Raw genomic sequence first — 21,041 nt, forward strand, 5'->3', positions numbered from 1 at the left:
CCCCCCCCCCCCCCTCCCCCACCCCCCCCCCCCCCCCCCCCCCCCCCCCCCCCCCCCCCCCCCCCCCCCCCCCCCGCTCCCACAGGTTACTCACCGGTCCCGGCAAACCCCTCGACAATTTCATCGATCACCGCCCGCACCCGGGCGGTGTGTCGCAGATCGGCGTGGGTCACCAGCCAGACGTCATAGGGCAGCGGCCGGGTGCGCTCCGGCCACAGCCGGACCAGCCCATCCTTCTCTCCCATGTATACCGGGACTTCCCCGATACCGATCCCCTCGGCGATGGATCGACGCACCAGCAGGCTTGAACTCAGGCTTGAGACAATCCGTCCGCGCCCCAGCGGTTCACTGACCAGCGTCATGTCCTTACTGGCCTGCAAATACGGCTGATACACCACCAGGTCGTGCCCTTCAAACGCCGATCCAGGTTGCGGCACGCCATGGGCATCCACGTAATCCTGTGAAGCAAACAGGCCCACCGGCCAACGGGCGATGCGTCGGGCGATCAGATCCGGATTGTCCGGCCGGGTATTGCGCACGGCGATGTCGGCTTCGCGTTTGGCCAGGCTGAGAAATTGTGTCGATGCGTCCAATTGCACCCGTACATCGGGATGCTGTTGATGCAATCGGGCGATGGCCGGAATCAGAAAGTCGATGGCCAGGGAGTCGGTGGTGGTGACCCGCACGATGCCGGTCAATCGATCATCAAGACCTTGAATCCGCCGTTCCAGCTCCAGTGCCGAATGCTCCATTTTCTCCACGGCCCGCATCGCCGCCTCGCCCACGGCCGTCAGTGCGTAGCCCTCGGAGGTGCGCAGAAACAGCGTCGCGTTCAATGACTTTTCCAGCGCCGCGATCCGCCGGCCAACCGTGGCCTGATCCACCCCCAGCACCCGCGCGGCACCGCGCAGCGTCGACTCGCGGCAGACCGCGAGAAACACTCGTGCGTCATCCCAATTCATGGCTCCTCCCTCACGATGCATTTACGCATCACATCAATGCAAACACGCTGCATTATTGCATTAGAGAAGCTCGTTATAGTCGATGCATGAGTTCACCTACAGGACAACGTTCATGCCCGACACTTCCCGCAACGCGATCTGGCTGCCGATATTCGCCGGCCTTTGCGCCAGCCTGGTCAGCATCGGCCTGGCGCGTTTTGCCTACACCCCGTTGATTCCCTCGCTGATCGAAGCCCGCTGGTTTTCCGCCAGCGACGTGGTGTTCCTCGGCGCCGCCAATCTGGTGGGTTACCTGATCGGCGCCCTTATCAGCCATCCGCTGGCCCGGCGCACATCCAACAAAACCGCACTGAGGCTGATGATGCTGGCGGTCACCCTGGCGTTTTTCGCCTGTGCCTTTCCATTGTCGGTGAGCTGGTTTTTCGGTTGGCGCTTGCTGTCCGGCATTGCCGGTGGCGCGATCATGGTGCTGGTGGCGGCAACGGTGCTGCCCCATGTGCCGGCTTCACGCAAAGGCCTGGCCAGTGGCGCGATCTTTCTAGGCCTCGGCCTGGGCATTGCCGGATCGGGAACGATCGTGCCGCCGCTGCTGAGCCTTGGCCTGCAACAAACCTGGCTGGGCCTCGGCGTGCTGGCGCTGATCCTGACGGCGGCCAGTTGGTTTGGCTGGCCGTCATCCGCCCCCCATGCCACAGCCTCGGCGCCCGTCAAAACCGCGCCGGCTTCGATGAACCCGGGTGTCTACCTGCTGTTCGCCCAATACGCGTTCATGGCGGCGGGGTTGGTGCCAGCCATGGTGTTCCTGGTGGATTACGTGGCCCGTGGGCTCGGTGCCGGGCAACACGTCGGCGCCCTGATCTGGGTGATGTACGGCCTAGGCGCGATTATCGGGCCGGTGAGCTACGGCTTTCTGGCGGATCGATTGGGGGCCAAGCAAGGCATTCGACTGGTACTGGCGGTGCAAGCGATTGCGGTCGGTCTACTGTCGATCACCAGCGCTTTCGCGGCGTTGGCGCTGTTGGCGGTGATCATCGGCTCGTTCCCGCCGGGCATCGTGCCCCTGGCGCTGGCCCGGGTTCACGAACTGATTCCCGAGCATCATCAGCAACAGATCGCCTGGAGCCGCGCCACCGTGTCGTTCGCCACCTTTCAGGCCCTCTCCGGCTTTGCGTATTCGGCGCTGTTCAATGCCAGTGGTGGGCAACATGCCTTGATGTTCGAGGTTGCGACCGGGGCGATTGTTGTGGCGCTAATGCTGGAATTGGCTGTTCGCCTGATAAGCCCATCCCGTGTGGGAACGAGCCTGCTCGCGAAGACGTCGGCACATTGAACATAGTGGCTGCCTGACACACCGCCATCGCGAGCAGGCTCGCTCCCACATGGGCTCAACACTCCGTATTGAAACCCTCTTACACAAAAGGTATCCGAGATGACGCTCCCCCACACCATGACCCACATTGAAATCACCGAACCCGGTTCCCCCGATGTCCTGCAACCACGCCAGGTGGCCGTGCCCCCGGCTGGCACTGGTGAAGTACTGATCCGTGTCCGCGCCGCCGGGGTCAACCGTCCCGACGTGCTGCAACGCGCCGGCCAATACCCGATGAAACCTGGCATGAACCCGATTCCGGGGCTGGAGGTGGCCGGTGAAGTGGTCGCCATCGGTGCCGGCGTCAGCGAATTCATCGTCGGCGACAAGGTGTGCGCGCTGACCAATGGCGGCGGCTATGCGCAGTATTGCGCGGTCCCGGCCAGCCAGACGCTACCGGTCCCCGAAGGCCTGGATTGGGTACAGGCGGCAGCGATTCCGGAGACCTTCTTCACCGTGTGGGCCAACCTGTTCGAGATGGGCGGCGCCCGCAAAGGTCAACGAGCCTTGATTCACGGCGGCACCAGCGGCATCGGAACCACAGCATTGATGCTCTGCCGCGAGTTCGGTATCGAGGCCTTCGCCACGGCGGGCAGTGAAGGAAAATGCGCGGTCATTCGCCAACTGGGCGCCGAAGCGATCAACTATCGCGAACAGGACTTCGCCCAGGTCATCGCTGAAAAAACCGCAGGCCACGGTGTCGATGTCGTGCTCGACATCATGGGCGGTTCGTACCTGAACGGTAACGTCGCGGCCCTGGCCCTCGAAGGTCGGCTGGTGATGCTGGGTTTCCTCGGCGGCGCGATCGCCAAGGAAGTCGACCTGCTGGCGATCATGGCCAAACGCGCGTCGATCACGGGCTCCCTGCTGCGTTCTCGGACGAAGCCAGAGAAAGCCGAAATCGCAAGGCAACTGCGCGAAAACCTATGGCCAGTGCTGGCGGCGGGTCGTTGCCTGCCGATGATCGACAAGGTCTACACGCTCGAAGAAGCGTCGCTGGCCCATGCGCGGATGGAAGCAGGTGATCACGTCGGCAAGATCGTGTTGCGCGTTGATTGATATTGATAGCGACGCAAAACCATTGTGGGAGAGACAGGTCGGCTATCAGGCCGCCTTCGCGAGCAGGCTCACTCCCACAAACAACCAAGCCCCCCCGCAAATCGCTTAGTCCGCTTGGACGATGTTGCGTCGAAGTCGTGACTCCATAGTCGCCCCCAGCACCCATCCCCCCCCTGAAATTCAGGTCGGGCAGGCCTGACCTGGGCATGAGGACGACATGATAAAAACAATAATCGCCCCACATTCGCTGCACCCTCGCACACAGCTGGCCATGCTGTTGCTGGCCGGCGGGCTGGGCAGTCAAGCCAGCGCGATGAACTTCCAGCCAAGTGAGGATTTGCGTATCGACTGGGACACCACGCTGACTTACAGCCTGGCCTGGCGGGCCGAGTCGCGCGATCACAAACTGGTGGCCAATGCCAACGGCAACGACGGCGATAACGCCTTCGACAAAGGCAGCCTGATCAACAACCGCGCCGGCTTCCTCACCGAAGCCAACATCAAGTGGCGTGAGGATTACGGCGTGTTCCTGCGCGGCACGGGCTTCTACGACAACGTCTACGACCAGGGTAACGACAACGACACCGGCACCTCGAACTGCTTCGCCGGCGGTCATTGCAGCCGTCCGGACCACTTCTCCCAGGACACCATCGATCAGCATCGCGATGAACTGCGCATGCTCGATTACTACGCCTATGGCACTTGGGATTTGAGCGGGCACAACCTCAATGCGCGCCTCGGCAACCAGGTGGTGAGCTGGGGTGAAAGCCTGTTCTATCCGGGCATTTCCGCGGCACAGAGCCCGGTGGATGCCACCAAGGCGACCACGCCAGGCGTCGAGGTCAAGGAAATCCTCTTGCCGGTCGGCCAACTGTTCACCCAGTTCAGCCTGACCGACAGCCTGGATGTGCAGGCCTACTACCAATACAAATGGGAGAAAACCGAGATATTCGGTGTCGGTAGCTACTTCTCCACCACCGACTTCATCGACGAGGGCGGCTTCAACGACGCCACCGGTTTCCTCACCCGCCTGGGCGACGACAAGCCGAGCAACAGCGGCCAATACGGTCTGGCGTTTACCTACGCCGCCGAATCGCTGAACAACACAGAGTTCGGCATCTACTACTCACGCTACCACGACAAGACGCCATCCCTGGACTTCCAGTCGGACCTGGGCCACTACCGCGCCGTGTACTTCGACAACATCGACCAGTACGGCGCCAGTTTCTCGACCGTGCTGGGCGACGTGAGCTGGGCCGGTGAGATCAGCTACCGCGACGGCGCGCCGGTGATGGTCGACAACGGTTTCTCCAGCCCCGTGCGCGGCGAAGTCCTGCAGGCGCAGACCTCGGCCATCTACGTGGTGGGCCCGACCGCCTTTGCGGACAACACCACCCTGACCGGCGAGCTGGTCTACAACACCGTGCTCGACAACGACAAATCCGCCCCGGTCACCGTGGCACCCGGCTTTACCCTGCCGGGCACCGACAGCCTGGTCTACGACCGCGATGCCTGGGGCTACACGGTGCAAGTGAACCTTGATTACAACAACGTGTTCAGCGGTTGGGACATGTCGGTGCCCGTGACCTACAGCACCGCCGCGCAACACGACAGTGCCCTGGTGGGCTCGATCAACGCAGGCCAGGGCGACGACCGCGCGAGCATCGGCAGCTCGTGGCGCTACCTGGGCAACTTCACCGTCGAGGCGCGCTACAACGCCTACCTGGGCAACGCCAACAACAGCCCGTTGGCCGACCGCGACAACGTCGCGCTCAACTTCAAGTACCGGTTCTGATTCCCCAATCGGAGGAGCACAGCATGTCCAGATTCACCCAAACCCTATTGTCCACGGCGCTGACCGTCGGCCTGCTCGGCAGCGGCCTGGCCCATGCCAAGGTCAGCGAACAGGAAGCCGCCCGCCTGGGCCAGGACCTGACCCCGATGGGCGCCGAGAAAGCCGGCAACGCCGACGGCAGCATCCCGGCCTGGACCGGCAAGTGGCTGGGCCTGCCACCGGGCCTGAAATTCGATGGTCCAGGCAACCCGTACCCGGACCCGTACGCCGCGGAAAAACCGCTGTTCGTGATCGACTCCAAGAACATGGACAAGTACGCCGCCAACCTCACCGATGGCCAGAAGGCGCTGCTCAAGCGCTATCCCGAGACCTTCAAGATCCCGGTCTACCCGAGCCATCGCGACTTCCGCGTCGATCCGAAACTGGTGGAGGCGGTGAAGAAAAACGCGGTCAACGCCGAACTGGACAACGACAACAACGACACCAAGAACGCCTGGGCCGGCTCGCCCTTCCCGATCCCGAAAAACGGTAGCGAGTTGATGTTCAACCACACCCTCGCCGGCCGCGCCGCCGCCGAAGAGGCCAACTACCGCCAGGCAGTGGTTTACTCCAACAAGGAGCGGGTGATCGAAGAGGTCAACTACAAGATCTTCTCGCTCTGGTCCGACCCGAACAAAACCCTGGAGTCGTCCAACGGCATCCTCACCAACTTCCTGATCACCACCCTGGAGCCGGTGCGCAAGAAAGGCGAGATCGTGGTCGGCCACGAGTTCATCAACCCCACCGCCTCACCGCGCCAGGCCTGGCAATACAGCCCCGGCCAGCGTCGGGTACGTCGCGCACCGACCGTGGGCTACGACTCGCCGACCGGTGCCGGTGGTTTCCGGGTGTACGACGAAGACCGTTTGTTCAACGGCGCGCCTGACCGCTACAACTGGACCATCGTCGGCAAGAAGGAAATCTACATCCCGTACCACAACTACAAGATCGACGATCCGAGCGTGAGCACCGAACAGATCCTCGACACCACCGGCCACGTCGACCCGCAATACATGCGCTATGAAAAACACCGGGTCTGGGTATTGCAGGCGACCCTCAAGGAAGGCGCCCGCCATGTGTACGCCAAGCGCGTGATGTACCTGGACGAAGACACCTGGGCTGCGACCCTGGCAGACAACTACGATAGCCGCGGACAACTGTGGCGCACCAATATGCAGACCTCGATCTACGCCTACGAGATGCAGCGCTACCACGCTCGCCTGGGGATCTACCACGACCTGATCGCCGGTTCGTATCTGGTCGACCGGATGCTCATCGATCAGAAACCGGCGAAGCTCAACGCCACCAACTTCACCGATGACGAATTCACCCCTGGCAACCTGCGCAAACTCGGCACCCGCTAACATCCACCACGCCCCGACCGATGCATTCGGTCGGGGCGTTTTTTATTGCCAGACCTTCAAGGACCTTTCTTATGAACAAACTGCTCACCGCCGCCATCGCCGTGGCCGGTGCCGGCCTGTCACTGCAGGCCAATGCCCTGAACATCCTGCTGACCAACGACGACGGCTGTCGCGCCCCCGGCATCGACGCGATGTACCGCGCCCTGTCGGCGGCCGGGCATAAGGTGACGCTGGTCGGTCCGTTGAACGACAGCAGTGGCATCAGCGCGGCGAGCGTGGTTGTGCCGGGCCAGGCGCTGGCGGTGACGGAACTGGCGCCGGGCAGGTTTTGCGTCGGACCACCCGAGGGTTACGCCGCGCCAGCCGGCAAGACCTCGGCCATTGGTACGCCAGTGGATGCAGTGAATGTCGGCCTCGATGTGATCCTCAAGGACACCCCGCCAGACCTGGTGGTGTCGGGGAGCAACTTCGGAGAAAACGTCGGCCCGCTGACGCAAATGTCCGGCACCCTGAACGCCGCAGTGCGGGCAATGTTCAAGGGAATTCCGGCGGTGGCGGTGTCCACGGCCATTGACATGGACCTGATCATGCGCGACCAGCAGGCCGGTTATCGCAAGACTCTGGGGGCGATGGATGATACGGCGCGGTTTGCCGTGAAAGTCATAGAGCAAGCGAGCCTCGCCGGCGCTGCAGCAAAGCAGGCCTGTGGCAAGGATAAACACACATGCGGCCTGAACGTGCTGGGTCTGCCGGGCGTCAGCGGCCTGAACCTCAACTACCCGCCCCTGCCGCCCAGCGAAGTCAAAGGCGTGAGCTTTGCCCCGATCGGCAATTGGGACCGCGTAAACTTCACCTCCCAGCGCGGCGCCGACGGCGTGGTCCATGTCAACCTGGTCGCCCCCGCAACACCGACCGCCGAGCAGCAAAAGGCCGATGCGTATCAGCTATGGCAAGGGTATGCGGTGATCACCGTGATCGACGGCAACATGACTGCACCGGAGGCGGTGCAGGATCAGGCCAGGAAATTGTTAAAAGGCATCAAACCCTAATCCAACACCAATCCCATGTGGGAGCGAGCCTGCTCGCGAAGAGGCCGGCACATTCAACATCCATGTCGCCTATCAGGCCGCCTTCGCGAGCAGGCTCGCTCCCACAGGTGATATGTACACTTCAGATCAGGGGTTGGAAGGGGATGAATTCAGTGACTTCCAGATCAAACCCGGACACCGCCTTGTAGGGCACCGGCGAGCTCATCAGGCGCATCTTGCGCACGTTCTGGTCGCGCAGGATCTGTGCGCCGATACCCAGGGTTCGCTGCGGAAACTGTGGAGCGCGTGGCTTGCCGCCGCTGCGCAGGCGCAATTGCTCGAGCACGCCATCGGCGGTTTCCTTTTGCGCCAGCAAGACCAGCACGCCATTTCCCGCCGCCGCAATGCTCGCCAGCGAACGCTCCAGCGTCCATTGCTGCAGCCCGCCTTCGCTTTCGCAACCCAGCACATCGCGCACTGTCTCGATACTTTGCACTCGTACCAACACCGGCTGCGCACTGTCGATCCGGCCTTTGACCAGCGCCAGATGCAGCAATCCCTGGTAAGTGTCCTGATAGGTCGTGACCCGGAATTCACCATGACGGGTATGCAACGGATACTCCGCCCCACGCTCGATCGTGCCCTCATGCAGGATGCGGTAGTGGATCAGGTCGGCAATGTTGCCGATCCGCAGGCCATGACGGCGGGCGAATTCGTGCAGTTCGCTACCCCGGGCCAGCTCCCCCTCCTCATTGAGAATGCCCACCAGCGTCGCCGCCGGTTGCACGCCGGCGAGGCGCGTCAGGTCACAGGCAGCCTCGACATGCCCGGCACGCTGCATCACCCCACCGGGCAATGCCTGCACCGGGAAAATGTGCCCTGGTTGAACCAGGTCCGCAGGACCGCTGGCCGGGTCAACCGCCACCTGGATCGAACGCGCCCGATCCGCCGCGCTAATACCGGTGGACACCCCTGTGGCCGCCTCGATGGAGCGAGTAAAACCCATGCCGTGCTGCGCCCTGGAGTTTGGCACCATCAGGTCCAGCCCCAATGCGCGGCAGCGTTGTTCGGTCAATGCCAGGCAAATCAGGCCGCGGGCCTGCACCGCCATGAACGTGACCGCTTCGGCCCCGGCCCGTTCGGCAGCCATCAGCAACGAGCCTTCACCGTTGTGTTCATCGTCGGTGATCACCACCATGTGCCCGGCCGCAATCGCTTCGATCAACTGCGGTACGGAGTCGAACGCCAGGTTCGCCGCGCCGTTCAATTGAGTGCCCTGCGCAGGTCGGCCACCGCATCGGACAAGGCTTGTGCAGCGCGCTCGACAAAGGGCGCCATGCTGATAAACCCGTGGATCATGCCCTCGCAACGTTGCAACCGCACCGAGACACCCGCCTGCAACAGGCGCCGGGCAAAGGCTTCGCCCTCGTCGCGCAGCGGATCGAATTCGGCGGTGATGAGCGTGGTCGCCGGCAAGCCCACCAAACTGTCGGCCCGCAACGGTGAAGCCAGGGGGTCATCGCCCTGCCCGGTATCCTGCAGATACTGCTGCCAGAACCAGTACATCATCGCGCTGGACAGCAGATAGCCCTCGGCAAATTTCTCATAGGACTGACTGTCGCAACGGGCGTCGGTCACCGGGTAAAACAGACATTGGTAACTAATCTTCGGGCCCTGCCGTTGCGCCGCCAGACGACTGACCGCCAGCGCCAGATTGCCTCCAGCACTGTCCCCGGCCAGCGCCAGCCGACCGCCATCGACACCCAGGGAGGCGGCATTCTCGACCAGCCAGCAGGTGGCGGCATAACAATCGAGCGGCGCTGCCGGGAAATGGTTTTCCGGGGCCAACCGATAAGCCACCGACACCACCACCGCTGCGGCCTGACGGGCCAATGAGCGGCAGAGGTTGTCGTGGGTATCGAGATTGCCCATCACAAAACCGCCACCGTGGAAAAACACCAGCAGCGGCAGGTTGTCCTCCTCCACCGGCCGATACAGCCGTGCATCCAGTTCACCGGCCGCACCGGCAACCCGCAGGTCTCGCACCTCGATCATCGGATCGCCGGGGACAGGCGGCATCAAGTTGTCGCTGAACTGTCGGTACTGAGCAGCGTCGATCTGGCTGAAATCGGGCTCCGGCAAGTCGCGAAACTGCTGGAGCACCGCAGCGATCTGCTTATCGAGCGGCATGGGCATCGTCCTCTACATCGGTCATTTGAAACTGTGGATTGGTCTCTTGCAGGATGCTGTGCACCCGGCGCTCAAGGGCCGGTTTGAAACCTTTGTGGGGCAGGATCCAGAAACGCTTCTGTTCGATGGCGGCAAACACCTGGGTGGCCAGCTCAGCCGGTGTCATACCCTGGCGAATAGTGTTGTCGAGCAACTGGTTGAATGATGATCCGGCCGTATCCGCGACCTGATCCGAGGCCATGATTTCACTGGCGACAGGCCCAGGGCACAGCACCGAAACGGCCACCGGCGCCTCCAGCATGACCAGTTCGTAATGCAGGGTTTCGCTGAGCGCGACCACCGCCTGCTTGGTCACGTTGTAGGGTGCCATCAGCGGGCTGCTGACGATTCCGGCAAGCGATGCGGTGTTGACCACATGCGCGGCCCGGCCCTGACTCAGCAATAGCGGCACAAAGGTGCGGATGCCATTGATCACCCCGCCCAGGTTAACGTCGAGCATCCGTTGCCATTGCGCCTGGCTGATTTCCCAGCTGAAGCCGGTCTGCATCACGCCGGCGTTGTTGAACAGCATATCCACCCCGCCAAACTGCTCGACGGCGCAATCGCGTAAACGCTCCATTTGCTGCACATCGCCGACATCGGTAACACAGGCAATCGCCCTGCCGCCGGCGCTGTTCAATTGCTCGCACAGGGCCAGAAGGCCCGCCTCGTCCCGATCCGCCAGCACCAGACGCATGCCCAGCCCCGCAGCATGTTGGGCCAGGCCACGGCCGATGCCGCTGGCGGCCCCGGTAATCACCGCCACCGGCCCTTGTTCATTACTCATCACCAACTCCTGCTATGGGTCCAATGGCGCCAGTAGAGCGGGCCGGGGTGTGTCGGCCATCGTCCATTCAGACGATGCCCGCTTTTACAGGGCCGGCAGAATCCGTTACGTGCGTCAAACCCGTGAACCCTGGGAGAACAATAAGATGAGTACCCTGCACCGCATCGAAGCCAAACTGCTGGAAGACCGCTACGCCCGAGGCTGGCATTGCCTGGGCCTGGCGGCGCAATACCGCGACGGCAACCCCCATCGCCTGGAGGTGTTCGGCACAAAGTTGGTGGCCTTCCAGGGCGAAGACGGCGAGCTGCATGTCCTCGATGGTTATTGCCCGCACATGGGCGCCGATCTCAGCACCGGTTGTGTCGAAGGCAACTCGATCCGCTGTCCGTTTCACGCCTGGCGCTGGGGCGCCGACGGTGTGTGCGACGACATTCCCTACGCCAAGCGCATCCCGCCACGGGCCAAAATCAAAAGCTGGCCGCTGATGGAAGAAAACAATCTGCTGTTCATCTGGAATGACCCGGAAGGCAACCCGCCACTGCCGGAGCAGCGCATCCCGCGCATCGACGCCTGCTTCAGTGACGAGTGGGCCGCATGGGAAGTGGCCGAATTGCAGATCGGTACCAACTGCCGCGAACTGATCGACAACATCGCCGACATGGCACACTTCGGCACCGTGCATGGCGCGCCGGTCGAAGAGTTCATCAACGTCTTCGAAGGTCACCTGGCGACCCAAATCATGCGCGCCCGCAGCGAGCGTCTGTCCGGTGATAGCGTGTTGAGCACCGAAGCCACTTATTTCGGCCCGGCTTATCAGATCACTGAAATGACCGGTGCCATGGACGGTCAGCCGATCCTTTCGATCCTGCTCAACTGCCACGTACCGATCGACCTGGACAGTTTCACCCTGCGCTACGGTGTGCTGGTGAAAAAGATCCCGGGACTGAGCGAAGAACAGAATCAGGCGATGGCCAAGGCCTACGTCCAGCAAGCCCAGGCCGCCTTCTACGAAGACGTTGCCATCTGGCACAGCAAGACCCGGGTCGACAACCCGCTGCTGTGCGACGGCGACGGTCCGGTTTACCAGTTACGCCGCTGGTACGAGCAGTTCTACACCGACGTCGCCGCGCTGCCGGCGGACGTGCAGGACCACAAGAAATATGTCGTGCGCGCCTGCGAACGGGCCTGAGAACCCTCAAGGGGCCTGACCGGCAGCCGCCCGTCAGGCCCTGAGTCCGAGCGTTGCAAGGAGTCGATATCGACGCTTATTCTCGGCCACCGCCAACGCTAATAATAAAAACGGTTTTTCTTTATGCAGCAGGATCTCAGCCTCGATGCGTTCAGTGATTTGCTCGGCAACCTCTATCAGGGGCCGCTGGAAAACATTCCCTGGGCGACCTTCCTAAACCAGCTCAACGTGTACCTGAACAGCAAGTACGTGACCTTCATCCTGCGCCCGCCGAGTGCGAACGTGGACGGCTTGATGGTAAACACCACCGGCACCTCCACCGAGGCGACCGCGTCCTATAACAAACATTTTTTCAGTCTCGATCCGTTCGTCGACCTGCCCAACCGCCAGGTGGTCACCCTCGCCGAGTTCGTCTCCAACGATGACTGGCTGCATTCGGAGTTCTACAAGAACTTCCTGGAACCTGTGGACGTGTTCCACATTCTCGGCGCCGACATCAACACCGTCGACGGCGCCCAGTGCCGCATTCGCATCAGTCGCGGGCGCAACGACAAGCCCTTCGGTAACGAAGAAAAGGCCTTGCTGACGCATTTCATTCCGCACCTGGAACGTTCGATCAAGATCCACATGCAGCTCAACCGCATCGAAGCCGAGCGCAACCTCTACGCCGGTGCGGTGAACCAGATGGCGGTCGGCACGATCATCCTCGACGAGGCCGGCAAGGTGCTGCAAACCAACCAGGTCGCCGATCGGCTGATCCAGGAAAAGGACGGCCTCAAGCTGGTCAACGACGGCCTGCAAGTCGGTACGGCCCGCGACACCCAGGAGTTCCGGCGCCTGGTCAAGCAGTCGCTGCTGTCGCAAAAGAGCAGCAATCCGTCGGTGGTCGAAGCCATGCGGGTTCAGAGACCGTCCGGAAAGGCCGACCTGGGGATCATCGTGCGCTCGGTGCCGTTGACCGACTGGAGCGAAGGAAAACAGTGCCCCACCGTGGTGATTTTCATCAGCGATCCGGAGCAGCAATCCACCGCACCCCAGGAGATCGTTCGTGCCTTGTTCGACTTCACCCCGGCGGAAACCCAACTGGCCATGTTGCTGGCCAATGGTTTGACCCTGGACGAAGCCTCGGAAGAACTGGGCATCAGCCGCAATACGTCGCGGGCGCACCTGCGTTCGACCTTCTCCAAGACCGGCGTGACCCGCCAGACCATGCTGGTGCGCTTGATTCTGCGCAGCGTGGCGACCCTCGGTTAATGCGCGACTCCCGCCCTCGTCCGCTCGGACGATGGCGGCCCCATCCGCACGGCGCACAGTGGCGTTATCCCAAACAGGGGGCCTGCCCATGCGTAACTGTCCAACCATCCTCAAAACCGAACTGCTGGCCGAAAGCGGCTACTTTCAGATCGAAGCCTTGCACCTGCAATTCAGCAATGGCCAACAGCGGGTCTATGAGCGCCTGCGCGGTACGGGTTATCGCTCGGTCATGCTGGTGGCGATGCCTGATCCGGAGCATGTCTTGCTCGTTCGCGAGTACGCGGTGGGCGTTGAGAAAACCATTCTCGGCCTGCCTAAGGGGGGGGCCGAGCCCCATGAAGATTATCTGCAAGCCGCGCAACGAGAACTCTGCGAAGAAGTCGGGATGCGCGCCGCACGGCTCACTGAACTCGGCGAACTGACGCTGGCGCCGGGGCATTTGTGCCATCGCTATCGGGTGGTACTGGCGGAACAACTGAGCCCCTGCCAACTGCAAGGCGACGAACCCGAAGCCCTGGAATGCCTGCGCATACCGCTGGCGCAAATCCCCGACCTTGTGGCCCGTGGTGAACTCCATGAAGCAAGGGCCATTGCCGCCCTGTTCATGGCCATGGGCGCCCTCTCCCACCGCACCTGACACACATCACCTGTGGGAGCGAGCCTGCTCGCGAAGAGGCCGGCACATTCAACGTCGATGTTGCCTTACACACCGCTTTCGCGAGCAGGCTCGCTCCCACAGTGGTTCTGTGCAGTGTCAGATTGATCGGGTAGTCCATTCGGACGAAGCCTGCGTCGCCCTTCGGCAATACCCTGCCTCTACAACAATAAAACCGTACCGAGGCTGTCATGCGTAAAGCCACTTGCGCCCTGTTCATCATCGTCTGCGCCGGCGGTTCCGCCAGCCTGTGCCATCTGTTCAAAGATGAAGCCTATCGACCGACCACGGCGTACTTCAGCTGTTCCAGCAATGTGATGAACTGCTACCCGCCATTGGTGCGCAATCTTCTGCCTTGAACCGGGCATAAAAAAACCACCGACAAATCGGTGGTTTTTCATTGGCCGCAGGGATCAGGTCGGCAACACCCCTCGGGATCGCGACAAGGTCAGCGCCAAATCCTCGATCATGTCTTCCTGACCGCCCACCGTACCACGCCGCCCCAGCTCTATCAGCAACTCACGGGCAGCGATGCCGTACTTCTGCTCGGCGCGCTTGGCGAACAGCAGGAAGGAACTATAGACCCCGGCGTAACCCAGGGTCAGCGCGTCGCGGTCCAGGCGAATCGGCTGGTCCATCATCGGCACCACCAGGTCTTCGGCCACGTCCATGATTCGGTACAGATCCACACCACTGTTGACGCCCATGCGCTCCAGTACCGCCACGAACACTTCCAGCGGCGTGTTGCCCGCCCCCGCGCCAAGACCCGCCACCGAACCGTCGATACGCGCCGCACCGGCCTCGATCGCGGCCAGGGAGTTGGCAATGGCCATGCCCATGTTGTGGTGACCGTGGAAGCCGACTTCGGTCGCGGGGTTCAGGCCAGCGCGCAGGGTGCCAATCTTCTGCGTCACCTCATCGGGCAGCATGTAGCCGGCAGAGTCCGTGCAGTAGATGCAATTGGCGCCGTAGCTCTCCATCAACCGCGCCTGTTCCAGCAGTTTTTCCGCGCTGACCATGTGCGCCATCATCAGGAAGCCGACCGTGTCCAGGCCCATCTTCGCCGACATGCCGATGTGCTGGCCGGACACGTCCGCTTCGGTGCAGTGGGTGGCCACCCGAATGGTCGACACCCCATGTTCATGGGCCATTTTCAAATGATCGAGGGTGCCGATCCCCGGCAACAACAGCGCCGACACCTTGGCCTGCTGCATCTTTGGGATCACCGCCGCGAAGTATTCCTCGTCACTGTGGGCGGGAAAACCGTAATTCAGTGACGCACCGCCCAAGCCATCGCCATGGGTAATTTCGATCAATGGCACACCGGCCGCATCAAGACCGGTGGCCACAGCGATCATCTGCTCCAGACTGATCTGATGCTGTTTGGCGTGCATGCCGTCGCGCAGGCTCATGTCGTGCAGACGGACGTTTTTGCCTTGTAAATTCATCGGGATTCTCCACTCAGCGAACGGGCAGTTGCAGGGTGCCCTTGTGGGCTTCTTCGGCGAACATCTCGGCGGTGCGCAAACCGGCGGCAGTCATGATGTCGAGGTTGCCGGCGGACTTGGGCAGGAAGTCGCCCAGGCCTTCGACCTCGATGAAGATCGACACCTTGCGCCCGTCGAACACCGGCCCGTTGATCAACTTGTAGCCGGGTACATAGCGCTGCACCTCGCGGACCATCTCCAGCACCGAGGTGCGGATCGCATCCTGGTTCGGCTCGTCGTCGGTCAGGCAGTGGATGGTGTCGCGCATCATCAGCGGCGGCTCGGCCGGGTTGATCACGATAATGGCCTTGCCGCGCCGCGCGCCGCCGATCTGCTCCACCGCCCCCGCCGTGGTGCGGGTGAATTCGTCGATGTTCTGCCGCGTGCCGGGCCCCACCGAGCCGGACGACACCGTGGCGACGATCTCGCCATAGGCCACCGGTTGCACCCGCGACACCGCTGCCACCATCGGGATGGTCGCCTGGCCACCGCAGGTGACCATGTTGACGTTCATCGCCAGGCTCGACGCGTGCTCCTTGAGATTGACCGGCGGCACGCAGAACGGGCCGATGGCCGCCGGCGTGAGGTCGACCATGATCACGCCGAGCTCGTTGAGCTTGCGGCTGTTTTCGGCATGCACGTACGCCGAGGTGGCGTCGAAGGCGATGCGAATATCGTCGTCGAGGACATGTGGCAACAGCCCGTCAACGCCGTCGGCGGTGGTCTTCACGCCCATTTCCCGGGCGCGCTTGAGGCCCTCGGATTGCGGATCGACGCCGACCATCCACACCGGCTCGATCCACTCCGATCGATACATTTTCATCAGCAAATCGGTGCCGATATTGCCCGGGCCGATAATGGCCGCTCTGAGTTTCTTGCTCATCCGGTTAAACCCCACAGGTCAGGCGCAGAAGGACACCCGGGCTGTGCCCAGGCCATCGATGGTCAATTCAAAACGGTCACCGGCGCGGGCCGGCTCCAGTGGCACCAAGGATCCGGACAGAATGATTTCCCCGGCCTTGAACGGAATACCGAAGGCGCCCAAGGTGTTGGCCAGCCAGGCCACGGCCGTCAGCGGATTGCCTTGTACTGCCGAACCCAGGCCCTCGCTCAGTGGCTCACCGTTCTTGAACACGCGCATGTGCAGGTTCGGCAAGTCCAGCCCCCGTGGATCGACCTGGCTGTCGCCGAGCACGAACACGCCACAGGAGGCGTTATCGGCGACCGTGTCCTGGATGCGGATGCGCCAGTCGTGAATGCGCGAATCGACGATCTCGAAGCACGGCATCACGTATTCGGTGGCGTCCAGAACGTCGGCCTCGGTGATACCTGGCCCGACAAGATCGTGTTTGAGCTTGAAGGCGATCTCGCCCTCGGCTCGGGGTTGGATCAGCTTGTTCGCCGACAGGGAAATCTGCGCATCATCGGCAAAGGACATTTGCCGCGTGATGAAGCCGAAATCCGGCTGATGCACGTTGAGCATCTGCTGCACCGCCGCCGAGGTCACGCCGATTTTCTTGCCGACGATCTCGTCCCCGGCAGCCACCCGCCGTTCGATGCTGTAGAGGGAGATATGGTAGGCGTCCTCGATGCTGATCGCCGGCCAACGCTCGGTCAGTGGAGCGAGTGTAGAGCCGCTGAGCAGCGCCTGGTAAAGCTCTTCGCCGAATTCACGGCGCAATTGCACGCTCATTGGCGGGCCTCCTGAAGGAATGCCAGGCACTGGCGATTGAACAATTCACGATGCTCGACCTGAACCCAATGCCCGCATTCGCTGAGCATCACAAAGCGAATATTCGAGCAGTGTTCGAGCATGGTTTGCGCCCCGGAGGATGGGCAGAATTTATCGTTCATGCCCCAAAAACCGAGGATCGGGCACTGCAACTCGCCCAGGCGCGCGGTCATGTTCGGCACCTGCATGGTCGACAGCACACACACCGGTTGCTGTTGCACCACCGCCACCCGCTCATTGACCGTCTCGTCGCTGATCAGGGTGTCGTCGAACAGTTGCAGCGCCAGCAAGCGGCGCATGCCCGCCGCATCGTTCAGTTCCCCCTTGGCGAAGGCGGCGCCCATTTTCTGGATGCCTTCCATTTGCAGGTAGTACTGCTCTTTTTCCATCAGGCCGCCGGGCGCCATCAGCACCAGGCGGCTGACCCGCTGCGGCTGTTCGAGGGCCAATTTGATCGCGATCGCGCCACCCAGGGAGTTGCCCACCAGCACGCAACGCTGGATATCCAGGACATCGAGCAGACCGCTCAGGGCGCTGACGAAAAAGTCGAGGGTGTAGAGGGTATCGGGCTTGTCCGAGGCGCCGTAACCCGGCAGATCGAGGACGATGACCCGGTAGCCTGCTTCGGCAAACACCGGATAATTCTGCTTGAAGTTGCTGTGACCGCTGGCGCCCGGCCCGCTGCCGTGGATGAAAATCACCGGTTTGCCGGTTCCACCGATGTCCAAATAGTGCAGCTGCATCCCATCCGGCAGCGTAACGAAGTGCCCTTGCGCTGAAGCGCCCATAAGGTGTCCTCCCGGCCTGTTGTTGTCGCCGGATTATTTCGGGGACCCGGGCAATCAACATCGTCCGACAGGACTACGCCCCCTCCCCTTGTAGGAGCGAGCTTGCTCGCGATGGTCGTTAACGATAACGCTGGATGCCTGACACCCCGCGGTGTTCTTGAGTCCATCGCGAGCAAGCTCGCTCCTACAAAGGGTCTCTAGTCCCATCGGACGTAGGCCAACAGGTCATGCAGACCTAGCATCGACAGCATTCCCGAGCCAGACAACGAGGCATCCCATGCTTGACCCGATGGACTTTCGCGGCAAAGTGGTACTGGTCACCGGCGGTGGCAAAGGCGTCGGTCGCGGTATCAGTCAATGTTTTCTCGACCGGGGCGCCGAGGTGGTGATCTGCGGTCGCGAAGCTCCGCAAACCCTGCCCGCCAGCAACGGGCGTGAGGCGCTGTTCGTATCGTGCGATCTGCGGGATGTCGAGCAGTCCGGACGTTTGATCGACAGCATCGTCGAGCGCTTCGGTCGCCTCGATGTACTGGTCAACAATGCCGGTGGCTCGCCGAATGCCGATGCCGCCAGTGCCTCGCCACGCTTCAGCGAATCGATCATCCGCCTGAACCTGATCGCCCCGCTCAACCTCTGCCAGCAGGCCAACCGGGTGATGCAGACCCAGCCCGACGGCGGCGCGATCATCAACATTTGCAGCGTCAGCGCCACTCGCCCCTCCCCCGGCACTGCGGCTTACGGCGCGGCCAAGGCCGGGTTGCTCAACCTGACCACCTCGCTGGCAGTGGAATGGGCGCCGAAGGTGCGGGTCAATGCGGTGACCGCCGGGCTGATTCTCACCGAGCAGGCGGCCATGCATTATGGCGACCGGGAGGGCATTGCCCGGGTGGCCGCGACCATCCCGTTGCAGCGCCTGGCGACCCCCGAAGACATCGGTGATACCTGCCTGTACCTGGCCTCGTCCTTGGCCCGTTATATCAGCGGAGCGGACATTGCCGTGCATGGCGGCGGTGAACGGCCTGCGTTTCTCGATGCCGCGCAAACCCACTCATAAAAGGAAAACCGACATGCCCGCGATTGCCCGCCACAGCGTCTTGCTCAACCTCGCGCAACACGTCGCCTGGAGCAAACTGAGCGACCTGAGCCTGGCCCCGCACTATGTGCCGGGACTGACCGGTTGCCAGTTCCATCCCGGCCCAAAACAAGGCCTTGGCGCCAGTCGCCGGGTACTGCGCAAGGGCGGTCAGTACCTGGATGAAAGCGTGGTGCAGTGGCGCGAAGGCGTGGGGTTCGAGTTGCGGTTGCACAAGGAAGGCAGTGACTCGCCCTTTCCGTTTCGTAAGGCGAGTTTCAGCTACGGGCTACAACCGGAAGGCAACGCAACGCGCATCACCCTGCAAATGCACTACAGCCTGCGCGGTGGCAGGCTGATGGAAAGATGGCTGGGCAAGGCTTTCAACAAGGTGGTACGGCAGATTGCCGAGAACCTCAAGGCTTACTACGAAACCGGTCGTACCCAGAACGCAGATTTCAAACGCACCGCAACCCTGTAGGAGCGAGCATGCTCGCGATGGTCGTTAACGATAACGCGGGGTTTCAGGATACCCGCGGCGTCCTTGAGACCATCGCGAGCATGCTCGCTCCTACAGTTGATTTGCGTCGACCTTAGAAATTGGAATCGACGCACCCACAATGATCAGGCCCGAGGGACGATGTTGACCTCGCTCCAATAGGCTTTCATCGAGCGGATCTTGCCATTCGCGTTGAACTCCATGACATCGATCACATGCAGCGAACACGGCTGCCCACCCCACTCCATGTCGACCCGAAACGGCATCGCGCCGCAACCGTTGGAGGTCGCGCGCACGGGACCTGTGCGGGTCGCCGAGACTTTCATCGCGCCCAACCCCTGCCTGTAGAAACGCTCGATGGCATCGATTCCTTGCAAGGGTGCCTGGCCAACCGGGTCTTCGACGGTGGCGTCTTCGGCATATAGCTCGAGGATGCCGTCAATATCGCCGGCATCCACCAACTCCACGTAACGCGCCATGGTTGCCTGAACCTGTTGTGCTCCGATCATTCAGACCACCTCGAACAGTGCGGCTGCGCCCATGCCGCCACCGATGCACATGCTCACCACCACATAACGCACCCCGCGACGCTGGCCTTCGATCAGCGCATGACCGACCATGCGCGCCCCGGACATGCCGAAAGGATGGCCGATGGCAATCGCGCCGCCGTTGACGTTCAGGCGCTCGGCGGGAATGCCCAGGGTGTCGCGGCAATACAGCACCTGGCAGGCGAAGGCCTCGTTCAGCTCCCACAGGCCGATGTGTTCCATGGTCAAACCATGGCGTTTGAGCAATTTCGGTATGGCGTACACCGGACCGATGCCCATCTCGTCGGAATTGCAGCCGGCGACCGCCATGCCGCGATAAATACCCAAGGGTTCCAGGCCACGCTTCTCGGCCATTTTCGCGCTCATCAACACTGACGCCGATGCGCCGTCCGACAATTGCGAAGCGTTGCCGGCCGTGATGAAACGGCCCTTGTCGCTCCACTGTCCACCCGGCCACACCGGCTCCAGAGCCCTCAGACTGTCGAGCGTGGTATCGACACGGTTGCATTCGTCCCGCTGCAGGGTGACGAGTTCATAACGGGTTTCACCGGTGGCCTTGTCGAAGATCGCCTGGCGACTGGTCAGCGCCGCCAGCTCACGGTCGAAGCGCCCGGCACCCTGGGCCAGGGCGGTGCGCACCTGGCTCTGGTAGCTGTACTCGTCCTGCTCCTCACGAGAGATGCCGTAGCGCGCAGAGACGATTTCGGCGGTTTCGATCATCGGGATATACGCACGCGGATCCAGATCGATCACCGAACCCGACTGGTTGCGGTAGAGGTTCTTGTGCTTGTTCTGCACCAGGGAAATCGACTCCAGGCCACCGGCCACGGCGATGTCGATTTCGTCGCACATGATGCCCTTGGCGGCCATGGCGATGCTCATCAAGCCTGACGAACATTGGCGCTCCACCGCCATCCCGGCAACGGAGGTGGGCAAGCCACCGGCAATCGCGCACAGGCGCCCCAAATTGTAGGACTGCGTGCCCTGCTGGGCCGCGGCGCCGATGATCACATCGTCCACTTCCCCAGGCTCGATACCGGCGCGACGTACGGCTTCGCGCACCACGTGGCCACCCAGTTGCGGCGCTTCGGTGTCATTGAACGCGCCGCGAAAGGCCTTGCCGATGGGCGTGCGGGCGGTGGAAACGATGACGGCTTCTTTCATGCTGAATTCCTTGAGTGTTCT

At 62.2% G+C, this 21,041-nt stretch carries 21 protein-coding genes; 11 read left to right on the plus strand and 10 right to left on the minus strand.

Annotation, left to right across the window (positions count from 1 at the left end):
* Positions 1–86: 86 nt before the first annotated feature.
* The gene (locus ACSFE6_RS20055) at positions 87–962 is read right to left on the minus strand and encodes a LysR family transcriptional regulator (protein ID WP_435429210.1); all 876 of its coding nucleotides are present in this window, start codon (positions 960–962) and stop codon (positions 87–89) included.
* 112 nt (positions 963–1,074) lie between these two features.
* On the opposite strand from ACSFE6_RS20055, the gene ACSFE6_RS20060 reads away from it, so the two are divergent.
* The 5 genes from ACSFE6_RS20060 to surE all read left to right on the plus strand — a co-directional run bounded on the left by ACSFE6_RS20060 (position 1,075) and on the right by surE (position 7,637).
* Positions 1,075–2,292 carry a YbfB/YjiJ family MFS transporter gene (locus tag ACSFE6_RS20060; RefSeq protein WP_435429211.1) on the plus strand — a complete coding sequence of 406 codons (1,218 nt, stop codon included), beginning with the start codon at positions 1,075–1,077 and terminating at the stop codon, positions 2,290–2,292.
* 99 nt (positions 2,293–2,391) lie between these two features.
* Positions 2,392–3,390 (plus strand): NAD(P)H-quinone oxidoreductase, encoded by a 999-nt coding sequence (locus tag ACSFE6_RS20065; protein WP_435429212.1) that lies wholly within the window; start codon positions 2,392–2,394, stop codon positions 3,388–3,390.
* A gap of 217 nt (positions 3,391–3,607) precedes the next feature.
* A complete protein-coding gene (locus ACSFE6_RS20070) occupies positions 3,608–5,185 on the plus strand; it encodes a DUF1302 domain-containing protein (RefSeq protein WP_435429213.1) in 1,578 nt (525 codons plus the stop codon).
* A 23-nt stretch (positions 5,186–5,208) separates the two neighbouring features.
* The gene (locus ACSFE6_RS20075; protein WP_435429214.1) at positions 5,209–6,588 is read left to right on the plus strand and encodes a DUF1329 domain-containing protein; all 1,380 of its coding nucleotides are present in this window, start codon (positions 5,209–5,211) and stop codon (positions 6,586–6,588) included.
* A gap of 71 nt (positions 6,589–6,659) precedes the next feature.
* Complete coding sequence (gene surE, locus ACSFE6_RS20080) at positions 6,660–7,637, plus strand: 5'/3'-nucleotidase SurE (protein WP_435429215.1); 978 nt, start codon at positions 6,660–6,662, stop codon at positions 7,635–7,637.
* A gap of 121 nt (positions 7,638–7,758) precedes the next feature.
* On the opposite strand, the gene ACSFE6_RS20085 is transcribed toward surE, so the two are convergent.
* Genes ACSFE6_RS20085 through ACSFE6_RS20095 form a run of 3 tightly spaced genes read right to left on the minus strand, consistent with a single transcriptional unit; the run spans position 7,759 to position 10,632 of the window.
* Entirely contained in the window at positions 7,759–8,883 is a 1,125-nt protein-coding gene (locus ACSFE6_RS20085) for a 3,4-dihydroxy-2-butanone-4-phosphate synthase (RefSeq protein ID WP_435429216.1), read from the minus strand.
* Positions 8,880–9,806 (minus strand): alpha/beta hydrolase, encoded by a 927-nt coding sequence (locus ACSFE6_RS20090; protein WP_435429217.1) that lies wholly within the window; start codon positions 9,804–9,806, stop codon positions 8,880–8,882. Before ACSFE6_RS20090 ends, ACSFE6_RS20085 begins: the two co-directional genes overlap by 4 nt.
* Complete coding sequence (locus ACSFE6_RS20095; protein WP_435429218.1) at positions 9,793–10,632, minus strand: SDR family NAD(P)-dependent oxidoreductase; 840 nt, start codon at positions 10,630–10,632, stop codon at positions 9,793–9,795. Before ACSFE6_RS20095 ends, ACSFE6_RS20090 begins: the two co-directional genes overlap by 14 nt.
* A 145-nt stretch (positions 10,633–10,777) precedes the next feature.
* Here ACSFE6_RS20095 and ACSFE6_RS20100 point away from each other — a divergent pair, with 145 nt between their 5' ends.
* From ACSFE6_RS20100 to ACSFE6_RS20115, 4 genes are all read left to right on the plus strand, one after another.
* A complete protein-coding gene (locus ACSFE6_RS20100) occupies positions 10,778–11,821 on the plus strand; it encodes a Rieske 2Fe-2S domain-containing protein (RefSeq protein WP_435429219.1) in 1,044 nt (347 codons plus the stop codon).
* A gap of 123 nt (positions 11,822–11,944) precedes the next feature.
* The gene (locus ACSFE6_RS20105) at positions 11,945–13,075 is read left to right on the plus strand and encodes a helix-turn-helix transcriptional regulator (RefSeq protein ID WP_435429220.1); all 1,131 of its coding nucleotides are present in this window, start codon (positions 11,945–11,947) and stop codon (positions 13,073–13,075) included.
* 88 nt (positions 13,076–13,163) lie between these two features.
* Positions 13,164–13,712 (plus strand): ADP compounds hydrolase NudE, encoded by a 549-nt coding sequence (nudE, locus tag ACSFE6_RS20110; RefSeq protein WP_435429221.1) that lies wholly within the window; start codon positions 13,164–13,166, stop codon positions 13,710–13,712.
* Positions 13,713–13,921: 209 nt separating this feature from the next.
* Entirely contained in the window at positions 13,922–14,089 is a 168-nt protein-coding gene (locus ACSFE6_RS20115; RefSeq protein WP_435429222.1) for a hypothetical protein, read from the plus strand.
* A 54-nt stretch (positions 14,090–14,143) separates the two neighbouring features.
* On the opposite strand, the gene dmpG is transcribed toward ACSFE6_RS20115, so the two are convergent.
* From dmpG to ACSFE6_RS20135, 4 genes are read right to left on the minus strand one after another with little or no spacing between them, the layout of a single operon-like run.
* Positions 14,144–15,178 (minus strand): 4-hydroxy-2-oxovalerate aldolase, encoded by a 1,035-nt coding sequence (dmpG, locus tag ACSFE6_RS20120; RefSeq protein ID WP_435429223.1) that lies wholly within the window; start codon positions 15,176–15,178, stop codon positions 14,144–14,146.
* A 13-nt stretch (positions 15,179–15,191) separates the two neighbouring features.
* Entirely contained in the window at positions 15,192–16,100 is a 909-nt protein-coding gene (locus ACSFE6_RS20125; RefSeq protein WP_435429224.1) for an acetaldehyde dehydrogenase (acetylating), read from the minus strand.
* 18 nt (positions 16,101–16,118) lie between these two features.
* The gene (locus tag ACSFE6_RS20130) at positions 16,119–16,910 is read right to left on the minus strand and encodes a fumarylacetoacetate hydrolase family protein (RefSeq protein WP_435429225.1); all 792 of its coding nucleotides are present in this window, start codon (positions 16,908–16,910) and stop codon (positions 16,119–16,121) included.
* Positions 16,907–17,737, minus strand: coding sequence for an alpha/beta fold hydrolase (locus ACSFE6_RS20135; RefSeq protein ID WP_435429226.1), 831 nt, complete (start codon positions 17,735–17,737; stop codon positions 16,907–16,909). The genes ACSFE6_RS20130 and ACSFE6_RS20135 overlap by 4 nt, the downstream gene beginning before the upstream one ends.
* Positions 17,738–18,014: 277 nt before the next feature.
* Here ACSFE6_RS20135 and ACSFE6_RS20140 point away from each other — a divergent pair, with 277 nt between their 5' ends.
* Positions 18,015–18,791: an SDR family oxidoreductase gene (locus ACSFE6_RS20140; protein ID WP_435429227.1), complete on the plus strand. Its 777-nt coding sequence runs from the start codon at positions 18,015–18,017 to the stop codon at positions 18,789–18,791.
* Between the two features lie 13 nt (positions 18,792–18,804).
* The gene (locus ACSFE6_RS20145) at positions 18,805–19,290 is read left to right on the plus strand and encodes an SRPBCC family protein (protein ID WP_435429228.1); all 486 of its coding nucleotides are present in this window, start codon (positions 18,805–18,807) and stop codon (positions 19,288–19,290) included.
* 143 nt (positions 19,291–19,433) lie between these two features.
* Here ACSFE6_RS20145 and ACSFE6_RS20150 read toward each other — a convergent pair whose 3' ends face one another.
* Both ACSFE6_RS20150 and ACSFE6_RS20155 read right to left on the minus strand, forming a co-directional pair.
* The gene (locus ACSFE6_RS20150; protein WP_435429229.1) at positions 19,434–19,817 is read right to left on the minus strand and encodes a steroid Delta-isomerase; all 384 of its coding nucleotides are present in this window, start codon (positions 19,815–19,817) and stop codon (positions 19,434–19,436) included.
* Positions 19,818–21,020, minus strand: a complete 1,203-nt coding sequence (locus tag ACSFE6_RS20155) for an acetyl-CoA C-acyltransferase (protein ID WP_435429230.1) — start codon at positions 21,018–21,020, stop codon at positions 19,818–19,820.
* Positions 21,021–21,041 lie beyond the last annotated feature (21 nt).

It is taken from the genome of Pseudomonas baetica (assembly GCF_051216495.1).
GTDB lineage: Bacteria > Pseudomonadota > Gammaproteobacteria > Pseudomonadales > Pseudomonadaceae > Aquipseudomonas > Aquipseudomonas baetica_B.